Origin of the sequence: Oceanicola sp. S124, from assembly GCF_000220565.1 — a bacterium.
Taxonomy (GTDB): domain Bacteria; phylum Pseudomonadota; class Alphaproteobacteria; order Rhodobacterales; family Rhodobacteraceae; genus Pseudooceanicola.
This window is the reverse complement of record NZ_AFPM01000279.1, coordinates 1-4,083: the sequence shown is the minus strand read 5'-3', so window position 1 is coordinate 4,083 and position 4,083 is coordinate 1. Positions and strand designations below refer to the sequence as shown.

Sequence of the window (4,083 nt, the reverse complement as noted above, 5' to 3'; positions counted from 1 at the left end):
CCCTTGCGCTCTATGGCGGGGCGGCCAGTGACTGGGCCGGGCGCGGCACCGGGCTGGATGCCTCGGGGGTCACCCGCAAGGCCGAGGTGATCAGCCAGGCGGTGGCGCTGCATGCGCCGAAGACCGGTTTCGACACCCTGCGCTGTCTCGGCGGGCGCGAGGTGGCGGCCATGGCCGGGGCCATCGCGCGCGCCCGCTGCCTGCGAATCCCGGTGATCCTGGACGGCTTCATCTGCTGCGCCGCCGCCGCCTGCCTCGAGACCGAGGTGCCGGGCGCGCTGGATCACGCCGTGGCCGGGCACGCCAGTGCCGAACAGGCGCATCGCGCGCTGCTGGACAGGCTGGGCAAGGTGCCGCTGCTGGACCTCGGCCTGCGCCTTGGCGAGGGCTCGGGCGCGGCGCTGGCCATCCCCCTGCTGAAGGCCGCGCTGGAGTGCCACTCGGGCATGGCCACCTTCGCCGAGGCCGGCGTCTCCGGGGGCTGAGCCCCATATCATCACCAGGCTGAAAATACTCCCGCCGGAGGCGACCCCCGCCGGCCTCCGGTCACGGCCTCCGGGCATTGGCGCCCGTCACTGGTCCCTACGGTGGGGCCCCCTGGTGCTCAGCGGGTCTCCTCCTCGTCGGCAAGCTGCGCCAGAAGGGCGGCTTCCAGGCCCTTCTCCAGCTCCTTCGAACGGTCGATATAGGCCGTGTTACGCCCGGCGGGGATCTTCGGATCCCACAGTTCTGCCAGCTCGCGGATGGCATTGCGGTCATGGTGGAAGAAGATCCGCTCGGCCTCGGCGGCCTCGTAGTCGGTCAGGCCGATGTTCTCCAGCACGTAGCGCCCGGCGCGCAGGGAGCTGTCGAAGGTCTCGCGCACGATATCGTCCGCCCCGGCCTGGTAAAGCTGGTAGACGTGGGTCCGGTCATAGGCGCGGGCGATGATGTGCAGGTCGGGGCGCTGCGCACGGGCATAGGCCACCAGCCGGGTCACGGCGGCGTTGTCGTCCATGGCGGCCACCAGCACCCGGGCCTTGTCCAGACCGGCGGCATGCAGGATGTCGGGCCGGGTCGGATCGCCGAAATAGCCCTTGAAGCCGAAACGCCGCATCAGCTCGATCGTGTTCATGTTGTTGTCCAGCACCACGGTGTTGAAGCCGGAGCTCTGGACCATGCGGTTGACGATCTGGCCGAAGCGCCCGATGCCGGCGATGATCACCGGGCCCTCGTCGGCGATCTCGTCCGGCTCCTGGGCCTCGCCGCCCTCGTCCATGCGCCGCGACAGGCGGTCGTAGAGGATGAAGAACAGCGGTGTCAGCAACATGGTCAGCGTGACGGCCAGCAGCAGCTGCTCGGCCAGGGCGCCCTCCAGCGCATTGACCTGCTGCGAGAAGGAGATCAGCACGAAGCCGAATTCCCCCGCCTGCGCCAGCCCGAGGGTGAACAGCATCAGGTTGCGCCGGCGCATCCCGAAGAGCCGGCCGAGCGCCAGCAGGACCAGCCCCTTCAGCAACATGGTGCCAAGCGCGATGCCGAAGACCTTCAGCGGTGCCTCCAGCAGCACGCCAAAGTCGATGCCGGCGCCGACGGTGATGAAGAACAGCCCCAGCAGGAGGCCCTTGAAGGGCTGGATGTCGCTTTCCAGCTCGTGGCGGAATTCGCTGTTGGCCAGCACCACGCCCGCCAGAAAGGTGCCAAGCGCCGGGGAAAGGCCGACGAGGTTCATCAGGAAGGCGATGCCGATCACGATGGCGAGGGCGAAGGCGGTGTACATCTCGGGCAGATGCGCCGAGTGGATGAAGCGGAACACGGGCCGGATCAGGTAGATTCCGATCAGGATCACCGCGGCCACGGCGCCCAGGGTCACCAGGGTAACCCCCCAGCCCGGCAGGCCCTCGACCAGCGACAGGCTCTCGGCGGCATGGGCGGAGGCCTCGGCCGCGTCTTCGGCCGCGGCGATGCCGCGCGGCAGGAGGGCGGGCAAGGCGAGCAGCGGCATCAGCGCGATCATCGGGATCACCGCGATGTCCTGGGTGAGCAGGACCGCGAAGGCGGATCTTCCGCCCTGGGTCTGGGTTAGCCCCTTCTCGGACAGCGTCTGCAGCACGATGGCGGTCGAGGACAGGGCCAGGATCATGCCGATCGCCAGCGCCGTCTGCCAGGGCAGGCCGAAGGCCACGGCGGTGCCCGCCACCGCCAGCATCGTCAGCGTCACCTGCAACCCGCCCAGTCCCAGCAGCTTGTGGCGCATGTCCCAGAGGGCGCGGGGCTCCAGCTCCAGGCCGATCAGGAACAGCATCATCACCACGCCGAACTCGGCGAAGTGCTGCAGGTCGTGGGTTTCGTGGCCGACCAGGTGCAGCGCCGGTCCGATCAGGATCCCCGCCGCAAGATAGCCCAGCACCGAGCCCAGACCGAGGCGCGCTGCAATCGGCACGGCGATCACCGCGGCGCAGAGATAGATCGTAGCCTGGTAGAGAAAGCCTTCCATTTCATCTCCTTGCAGGGGCAGCCGGCGCGGGGCGGGGCCGGGAACGGAGCAGGGCACGGCCCCGCAGGTCGATGATACCGAGGGCTTGCGGAGAAGCGCAACAGGCCGAAGGACAACGGGCGCCCCGCAGGGGGCGGACACGGCGCGCAAGCGTCGGCTTGGCTCAGGAGACAGGCAGGCAGGGGGGGCCGGCACGCGGGAGGCAGGTAGCTCCCACGCGCCGGGCTCAGCGGATCCGCCGCCCGGTCGCGCGGCTGCCTCAGTCAGGCATGTTCAGCAGGATCGAGCGGTTGTTCTTGACGTAGCGCAGCTCTCCGTCACCGATGGCCGCGACGCGGCCCCCGTCCAGGCGGTCGCCGACGGCCACCTTGCGGATCCTGCCATCGGCCAGCCGGACCAGCGCCTCGCGGGCCGAGGGTTCGCCCGAGACGCCGATCAGGCTGATCCGTTTCAGGTCGAGCGCGTTCGAAACCGTGGCAAGACGCGCCACCGAGGGCTGGGAGGGTCCCGGTGCCGCAACGGTGGGCGCCGGCACGACAAGCTCGGGCGGACGAATGCCGGCGGCCTGGGCTGCGGCGACGAGGATCTCGAAATCCTCGGGCCTCGCGCGGGGGCGCGAAGATACGCCTGCGGTCAGGTCGGGATCGGACGCGGCGGGCGCTTCGGGCACCAGTCCTTCGGGACGGGCGCGGGGGCGGATCGAGCCGGCGGCCGCCAGGGTCACCTCTTCGCCGGGGGCCGGTTCGGACTCGGGGTCGTCCTCGGAAGGGGGCTGCGCCGCTTCCAGCGCCGAAAGCGCCAGGGCCGCCACGCCGCGGTCGCCATCGATGCCGTCTTCTGCGGCGCTGTCCGGGGCCGGTTGCTCCGCGGGCAGGGCGGCGGTCTGTGCTTCCGTGCCCAGGGTGGCGCGGGGGCGCGACGGGGGCGTGACCGGCGGCGCACCGAGGAAGGCCAGGTGGCCGTCAGGGGTCAGCGCGCCATCCGGCGTCGCGGCGACATAGCCGCGCGGGTCCAGTTCGAATTCCAGCCCCGGAGCGGGGGGGATCAGAGGGGCTCTGGAAGCCCGGGACGGGGCGGCTGCGCTGCGTGTCCTCAAGCCCGACGACCGGCGCGGCGCGTTCGGTCGGCGTCAGGGCGGCCAGGTCGATCTCTCCCAGTTCGGTCGACATCGGCGGCACCGGGGCGGCGGGCGCGCGCTGCCAGATTCCGGTCGCGGCATAGCGGGCCGCGGCTTCGGCGGGGGTCGCCGGGGCGGGGCGGATCTCGCTCGGCGAGGCTGCGGTCAGCGGCACGGCAAGGTCGGGCTCGGGCAGAGCCGGCTCGGCGGCGACGATGGTCGCGGCCTCGGGGGCCGGCTCGGGATCTTCGGGCAGGGGCTGGGACAGCGGGGCCTCGGGCGCGATCGGCGCGGGGCGGGGCGTGCTGGACTCTGCGACCTCGACCGGATCAGAGTCACGGGGGGCCTCGTCGCTCAGGCCCGACATCAGGTTGCCTCCGAAGGCGGCCCAGCCAGCGGCACCAAGGCACGCGAGGACCAGCGCCGCGACCAGCAGCCGCCGGGACGAGCGCCGCGCGGGGGCGTGAACCTCTCCGGCGCGGGCACCGAA

The 4,083-nt window shown here is 71.5% G+C and carries 3 protein-coding genes; 1 reads left to right on the top strand and 2 read right to left on the bottom strand.

Annotated features, from left to right (window positions below; translation table 11 throughout):
• Positions 1 to 485: nicotinate-nucleotide--dimethylbenzimidazole phosphoribosyltransferase (locus tag OS124_RS0118915; protein ID WP_010141470.1), on the top strand; the 485-nt coding region annotated here is incomplete at its 5' end.
• Between the two features lie 119 nt (positions 486 to 604).
• Here the strand turns inward: OS124_RS0118915 and OS124_RS0118910 are convergent.
• Both OS124_RS0118910 and OS124_RS0118905 read right to left on the bottom strand, forming a co-directional pair.
• Positions 605 to 2,476: a monovalent cation:proton antiporter-2 (CPA2) family protein gene (locus OS124_RS0118910; protein WP_010141469.1), complete on the bottom strand. Its 1,872-nt coding sequence runs from the start codon at positions 2,474 to 2,476 to the stop codon at positions 605 to 607.
• 259 nt (positions 2,477 to 2,735) lie between these two features.
• On the bottom strand, positions 2,736 to 3,572 hold the full coding sequence (locus OS124_RS0118905) for a hypothetical protein (RefSeq protein WP_138919590.1): 837 nt from the start codon (positions 3,570 to 3,572) through the stop codon (positions 2,736 to 2,738).
• Between the last annotated feature and the right edge of the window lie 511 nt (positions 3,573 to 4,083).